This window comes from Mesorhizobium sp. M0296, from assembly GCF_040321675.1.
Classification (GTDB): Bacteria; Pseudomonadota; Alphaproteobacteria; order Rhizobiales; family Rhizobiaceae; genus Mesorhizobium.
In genome coordinates this window covers 25,540-32,012 of the sequence record NZ_JAMYRZ010000060.1, presented here as the reverse complement: position 1 = coordinate 32,012, position 6,473 = coordinate 25,540, and the positions used below count along the sequence as shown (strand labels likewise).

The window sequence follows — 6,473 nt, the reverse complement described above, 5'->3', positions numbered from 1 at the left end:
GCGCCAGCGCCCGTCGCTTCACCCGCCCAGCAGGGCACAACCCACGCCGGAAACGAACTCAAAACTGGATAGAAACTGGGGGCAATGTCACTGCCGGCGGGTGCAAACACGCGCCGTCCATCAGCCAGCTCAATCGCCACCATGCCGTTTGGCGGCTGCACCAGATCGCGCAAGGCCCCGAGCGCGGGCGGCTCATTTGCTGCGCCGTCGGCAAGCACAACGGTTGCCAGTTGCGGCGCCTTGCGAGCGGTCAGGCCGAACTCGAACCGCCAGCGGAACACCATGCTGGTGGCAACGCCATGGCGGCGACAGACCTGCGCCACGGCGACGCCGGGCTTCTCCGTCTCCTGCACGATCGCCCGCTTCTGCTCGTCGCTGAAGCGGCGCCGGTTCGATCGCCCGTCCACCGCGTCCGGCGTCAAGCGATATTTGCGTCGCGCGCAATTAGGAGCGCTGCTTAATTGGGCTCGGGCACTCGGATGAAGCAGGGATCGCCAGTCCATTTCGTCGCCGGATTCTTCCAGGCGATTGCGCCAGATCCGCAACGCATGCAGCGAGTGCAGCGGCATACTCCGCATGCCCCATGCCGCTCCAGTTCATCGCCTCGACATGCATGCTCCAGAATGCCCGCAGAGCGATCGGGCCGCTGTCCGTACGCCTGCCGTAGCGATAGCGCGGAGGCCCTTTGGGCCGCTTCGGCGGCACCTCCTTGCGCGAACGTGCTGCCTTCTTCCGGTGCAAATTCTGCAGCCTTTCCGCACGCTTGCGCAGATCATCCGCGCTCACCAGATGGCGCATCCACAGCTCGAATGTGGTGATCGAGAGATCGCGTCGGCGACAGTATTCCAGTGCATCCTGGTTGCCGCGATACCAGCCCGCAACATGCGACGACCAGTAAGGACTGTTGGCCTTGGCCCAGGAGCGGCGAGCCGCCATCGGAGATCCTCCATATGACGAAGGAACCCCACATGAAGCTCAATTGCACTAGCCGAATAGGTGCAGGGACCGGACGCTTACCGAGGGTGGATTAGGACAGCGAGGGTGGATTAGGACAGCAAGATAAAGCGAGCTGGCGCTCGCCCTCGCTTCGCTCGTAAGTGTCTGTCTGCACATTGTTTTTTCCGGCAGATTTCGAGACCAGCCGGAATGACGTGAGGTGCGGTGGCTCACGGCTGGTCCGCTATCGTATTGATCTGAAATGACAAACTTCGGTGCCCTAGCGATGTGCGATCCGCCATTGTTTGCCACAACAAGTCTTTGCGCGCCGTAGCACGCTCTGCGCTCCGGCCACCTTGAAGGGCGGAATCTGAGTCTCGATTCTATCGCCATGGCAGATCGTGACAGCGACAGGTTCCAGGTGCGCACCGGCCGGACGCGGGATGGCGGCGCGCCGGTCAATCTGCGCGCGCTGCCCTTCGTGCGCCAGGTCGAGATCGCCATCCGCAAGCAAGGCGGCAATCCCAATCGCTTGGGCGGAAGTGGTCGCGCCGGGAAGGGGAGTGGCCGCTTCAATGCCCGCGGCCGGGGCAGCAAGGTCGCGACAGCGTTGCCAAAGGATGGCGGCGGGTGGAAGCAGGACTCCAATGGCGTCCGCTTTCGCTCCCGCCGCGTCGTGGTGAAGGCACGCGTCGTCAAGCTGCCGGGGCGAGGCAAGGGGAACACCGGCCGCGGCCAAAAGTTCGTGACGACCAGCAAGGCCGTCGATGCGCATCTGCGCTATCTCCAGCGCGACGGCGTCACCAGCGATGGCGAGAAGGGCAGGGTGTACTCGGCCTTCGAGGACGAGGCCGACGGCAAGGCCTTCGTCGAGCGCGGACGCGGCGACCGGCACCAGTTCCGCTTCATCGTCGCGCCGGAGGATGCCGCGGAGATGGAAGACCTGCGCTCCTTCACCCGCGATCTCATGCGGCAGATGGAAACCGACCTTAGCACGGGCCTCGACTGGGTCGCTGTCGATCATCACAACACCGGCCATCCGCACAGCCACATCCTGGTGCGCGGCGTCACCGATGACGGCAAGATCCTGAACATCGCCGGCGACTACATCGCCCATGGTATCCGTCATCGGGCAGGCGAGCTGGTCGAACGGGAACTTGGGCTACAAAGCGAGGTCGAAGTCGCCCGCAAGCTGGCCAACGAGGTCGGCGCCGAACGGCTGACCCGGCTCGACCGCATGCTGATCGCCGAACAGCAGGAGCACGATCTTGTCGACCTCCGTCCCAATGCCAGCGACAGCTACACCATTTCCAGCAACCGCTATGTGCTGATCGACCGGGCGAAGACACTGGAGCACTTCGGCCTGGCGAGCGAGATCGAGCCCGGCCGATGGGTGGTCTCCGATAGGGCCGAAAGCACCTTGCGGGCGCTTGGCGAGCGCAACGACATCATCAAGACCATGCACCGGGCACTCGAGGAGCACGGCCTCGCTCATGAGCGGGGCCCGGCGCAATACGCAACACATCGGGGGACCATCACTGAGCCGGTCGTCGGCCGCGTGCTCGCCAAGGGTCTTGCGGGTGATGAGATGAGCGACAAGCTGTCGCTCGTCATCGATGGCGTCGACGGGCGCACGCATTATGTCGAGACCGCGGATGCGGCAAAGCTCGACGACATCCAGCGCGGCCATATCGTGGCGCTTGATCCCATCCTGCCGAAGGAGGAGCCGCGTGCGGCCGACCGCAACATCGGCGTCGTAGCCGGCGAGGATGGCATCTATCGACCAAGCCAACACCTGGAGGCGATCCGCGAGACGTTTTTGGAAGAGAGCAAGGACCCGGACGTCTTCGTCCGTTTCCATGTCCGCCGTCTCGAAGCGCTGCGCCGGGCCGGCCATGTCGAACGCATCGACGACGACCACTGGCGCGTTCCAAATGACCTGTCCGAGCGCGGCATCGCCTACGACGGCCACAACCGCGGCAAGGACTTCTCCGTCCGCGTGCTCTCGACGCTCGATCTTGATACGCAGATCGGCAGCGACGGCGCCACCTGGCTCGACCGGGAGCTTACGGCTAGAACCCCGGTGCCGCTGGTGAGGTCAGGCTTTGGTCTCGATGTCGACAACGCTCTCGACAGACGGGCCGCCCAGCTTGTCGGGATGGGTCATGCCGAACGCGACGCGACCAGCGGCACCATCACCTTCGCGCGCGACCTTGCAGCCACGCTGGAGCGCCAGGAGGTCGCGCGCGTCGGCAAGGAAATGGCCGCTGCGCGCGGCCTCACCTTCGCGCCCATGCAGCCCAGCAATCATATCGGCGGCACGCTTCTTGGCTCGGTCCGTCTTGCCAGCGGGCGCTTCGCCATGCTGGACGATGGCATCGGGTTTCGGCTCGTGCCCTGGCAGCCGATGCTCGAAAAGCGCATCGGCAAGAACATCACTGGACTCGTGCAAAACAGCGGCGGCATTGACTGGAGCTTCGGCAGAAGACGCAGCATGGGGATTGGGATGTGAGGGTAGCGCGCATTAAACACCCGCGGGTAGGTCACGGTGCCGCGGGGCCGAGATCGTCAGCGTGCCGTTGGCCGGCGAGCCGCGCACGGCGAACAGAAACTCATCCTCAGTTGGCGGGACGTTTTTTCGTTCATAGAGACATTGCCCCGAGGTCATGCTGACTGCCACTGATCTGGCAGCGACTGCCGGCTGTGTATGCCGGTCGTCGGCCGTGGCTGAAAACGATCCTGAATCTTGCGCTCAACCGATCAGCAACCGGCTAGGGTCGCCGCAATCTGACGCCCGGGCGATCGCCATTGGTAAACTCCACGCCTTCGGCTTCAAGAACGGTACGAATCTTTGCTTGGGTTTCGGCGGATACGATCGAACCGTTCTTACCATCGCTTTCGCAGCGCTTAATTGTCGGAACAGATACCCCCGCACGGCGAGCAAGCTCCGCCTGGGCGATACCAATCAACGCGCGGGCTGCCCGCATCTGTCCTGCTGTCACCAAGCCTGTTGATCCCTTTAGATCATTCCTATATGATCCAAAGGTATCAGCGATACCCTTGGGCCGATGGTCCGAGGTGCGGCTAGGCGCGGTGTTGGCGCACCGTGCCCAGCCTGACCACAACCCAAGCTTCTGAGGAGCTCGGATCATGGGTGATTCCGACAATACCACGACTCCGCCGTTCGTCACTCGCAGGGAAGTGCTTGCGGGAGGGATGATCACGTCCACTGCTTTGGGGCTTGAGAAAAGCGCTTCTGGCGGATCGCCCGCAGCCACGAGTATGCCTCTCGCCGACCCAGCGCTGGCGCTCTGGCACGAATGGGAGAGAGTCCACAAATTGACCGGGCAGCTCTGCCGTATGCAGCAACACCTGGAGACGAGGCTTGTTGAGAGCATCGGCTTTCCATGTGTGACCGTCCGCCTGCCGGAGGGAGAAGACGTGACCGTCCACTCGATCGGGGCGGTCAATGATGTACTCGGCAAAGGGCCCGACATGGCGGCTCTCCGCGAGAAGGCCGAAGCTGATTTGGCGGCACATCAGGCCCGCTGGGACGCGGCTGCCGAGGAGGGCGGCTACACCGCAGCGCTCAGGGACGAGCGCGAGGCTGGCGACCGGGCGGAGGATCTGCTTGAAGCGTTCTCAACCACCCCCGCCACGACGCTCGCCGGTGTGGCGGGCAAGCTCGATGCCGTATTGCGCGAGGGCGAAGCCTGGGAGGGATCCTCCGAATTCCCCTGGCCGCAAATCCGCTCGGCGCTCAGTGATCTGGTGCGCATGGTGCAAGAGAAGATGCCTGAATAGTTCTTTCACTGCGGGCGGTGTCCCGAGCTCCGCAAGTGGCGGGCTGGTGCTGTACAGTCGCATAATATGCGGCGTGGAACTCAACAGAGGACCTGATCAGGTTCCTGATCCATCACAACTTGCACCCTGGCAAATCGAGGTAGAAATCATAAGAGGCGGACCGTGAGTGGGGGTCGTTAGCGAAAGAAGGACCAGATTTGCATGTTCAGGAGCGCCGGCCGGCGGCCGACACCTCCGAAGAAAGATCATTGAGACGACTTCGGGCAAGCCCGCGCAGGAGCCCGACCTCATCTGGCGCGCCAGCCGGCATCACCGAGAAGGGCAGGCGAATGGCGTCTCCAAACGGTTTGCCGCGTCTGCGTGAGTTCAATCCGTATGGATGCGAACCCTAGTTGGTCTTCAACTGGCCGACGCGGTTTTCCGCGATCCAGCGGGCGGCAAGCACCAGCGCGCCCATGCTGAAATCCTTGCCATGCTTGGCCACCATTTCTTCCGACAGCTTGGCCAGCCGTTCGAAAAATTCGTCCTTGCTCTCGTCCTCGGGGGTGGGTTCGGTCTCCATGTGATCCTCCTGTTTCATGTGGGCTGCGTCCGCTATTTGAACATCTGCGCGGGAAAGGTGACGATCGCGGCGGTGCCATCGACGGAACCCACCGCGAGGTGTCTGCCGTCGCCGGCCCAGGCAAGCGCGGTGACGGCGCTGCCCAAAGGCCTGATGAGGAGTTCGTCGCGCGCGCCGATCTGGGCGATGGTGATACGGCCGTTGGCGTAGCCCGCCGCAATCAGTTTCTTCTGCGGGTGCGCCGCCACCGCCTCGACAAGAACCAGCCCGGCGCGACCTGTCTCCAGCGCACCCGAGGTCGCGCCGCCAACAGGCGGGCCGGTCATCGACCAGCCGGCGATCCTGAACGCGCCGGACGCAAACAGCGCATGCGCCGGCTGGCTCCAGCACACGGTGCGGACCGGCGATGGAAACCCTGCGACGACGTCTGCTCTTCCATCAGCCAGACTAACCAGAGCAAAGCCGCCGGTTTCGAGCCCGCAGGCCAGCCAGGTCCCGTCTCTGCTCCAGCGGATCGACACCGGGCGCGCGGAAAGGGGGATGTCACGTATCAAGGCTGCGTCGCCTTCGACCGCCCAAATCGACAGCCCTTCGCCAAGGCCGCAGGCAAGTCGCCGCCCGCCCGGCGACAAGGCAAGGGCATCTGTCGACGATGTCACACCGCGTTCCAGCCGCGTGGCATTGCCTTGGCCGTGCGACAGGAAGACATCATGCCCGTTGCTGACAGCCGTCATGTCCACCTTGGCGCTGTGGTCGATGGCGACGACTCGTCCGTCGATCTTGAGCAGTGCGGCTGCGACGTCACCGCCGGCGCTGATGTGCAGTACTTCGCCGCTGGCCGCGCCGACGAGAAAGCCGGAATGCGCATAGGTGGCGAGCGGGACATCGCCGTCACCGAATGCCGCCGTGGCAATCAATGGCACTGGCGGCTTTTCCCTGGGGCGGATCGTCGTCTGGCCGAGATCGTTGCTCACCCTGATCCGCGCTTCCGGCGGCTCGTGATCCGCGACCGCGGCGATGGCGACGGTTCCGTCGACTGCGGTGAAAGCGACAGCCGAACCGTCGGCGCTGAAGCGCAGATCGGCGATCGCCGACGGCCGCTGCCAGCTGCGGGCCAGAAGGTCGAACAAGGTCAGGTTCTGCATCGTCTGCTGGTTCATGTTTCTCTCCC

The 6,473-nt window shown here is 63.9% G+C and carries 7 protein-coding genes; 2 read left to right on the top strand and 5 right to left on the bottom strand.

The genetic code is table 11. The features are described from left to right. Together tnpA and NKI97_RS32870 are read right to left on the bottom strand one after the other, a co-directional pair. Window positions 1-422: IS66-like element accessory protein TnpA (tnpA, locus tag NKI97_RS32875; RefSeq protein ID WP_352838383.1), on the bottom strand; the 422-nt coding region annotated here is incomplete at its 3' end. 22 nt (window positions 423-444) lie between these two features. Beyond that, complete coding sequence (locus NKI97_RS32870; protein WP_352838382.1) at window positions 445-936, bottom strand: hypothetical protein; 492 nt, start codon at window positions 934-936, stop codon at window positions 445-447. Between the two features lie 391 nt (window positions 937-1,327). Between NKI97_RS32870 and NKI97_RS32865 the strand changes: the two genes are divergently transcribed. Further along, window positions 1,328-3,448: a DUF3363 domain-containing protein gene (locus NKI97_RS32865; RefSeq protein ID WP_352838381.1), complete on the top strand. Its 2,121-nt coding sequence runs from the start codon at window positions 1,328-1,330 to the stop codon at window positions 3,446-3,448. Window positions 3,449-3,707: 259 nt separating this feature from the next. Here the strand turns inward: NKI97_RS32865 and NKI97_RS32860 are convergent, their stop codons facing one another. After that, a complete protein-coding gene (locus NKI97_RS32860; protein ID WP_198023541.1) occupies window positions 3,708-3,923 on the bottom strand; it encodes a helix-turn-helix domain-containing protein in 216 nt (71 codons plus the stop codon). A gap of 163 nt (window positions 3,924-4,086) precedes the next feature. Between NKI97_RS32860 and NKI97_RS32855 the strand changes: the two genes are divergently transcribed. Then, entirely contained in the window at window positions 4,087-4,740 is a 654-nt protein-coding gene (locus tag NKI97_RS32855; RefSeq protein WP_023675581.1) for a hypothetical protein, read from the top strand. Window positions 4,741-5,128: 388 nt separating this feature from the next. Here the strand turns inward: NKI97_RS32855 and NKI97_RS32850 are convergent, their stop codons facing one another. Next, complete coding sequence (locus tag NKI97_RS32850) at window positions 5,129-5,302, bottom strand: hypothetical protein (RefSeq protein WP_023675582.1); 174 nt, start codon at window positions 5,300-5,302, stop codon at window positions 5,129-5,131. 32 nt (window positions 5,303-5,334) lie between these two features. Beyond that, a complete protein-coding gene (locus NKI97_RS32845; RefSeq protein WP_352838380.1) occupies window positions 5,335-6,462 on the bottom strand; it encodes a WD40 repeat domain-containing protein in 1,128 nt (375 codons plus the stop codon). Between the last annotated feature and the right edge of the window lie 11 nt (window positions 6,463-6,473).

Bases quoted from the DNA above. Each gene is read 5' to 3' on its own strand.
- NKI97_RS32860 (WP_198023541.1), bottom strand. From the start codon at position 3,923: ATGCGGGCAGCCCGCGCGTTGATTGGTATCGCCCAGGCGGAGCTTGCT.
- NKI97_RS32865 (WP_352838381.1), top strand. From the start codon at position 1,328: ATGGCAGATCGTGACAGCGACAGGTTCCAGGTGCGCACCGGCCGGACG.
- NKI97_RS32850 (WP_023675582.1), bottom strand. From the start codon at position 5,302: ATGGAGACCGAACCCACCCCCGAGGACGAGAGCAAGGACGAATTTTTC.
- NKI97_RS32845 (WP_352838380.1), bottom strand. From the start codon at position 6,462: ATGAACCAGCAGACGATGCAGAACCTGACCTTGTTCGACCTTCTGGCC.
- NKI97_RS32870 (WP_352838382.1), bottom strand. From the start codon at position 936: ATGGCGGCTCGCCGCTCCTGGGCCAAGGCCAACAGTCCTTACTGGTCG.
- NKI97_RS32855 (WP_023675581.1), top strand. From the start codon at position 4,087: ATGGGTGATTCCGACAATACCACGACTCCGCCGTTCGTCACTCGCAGG.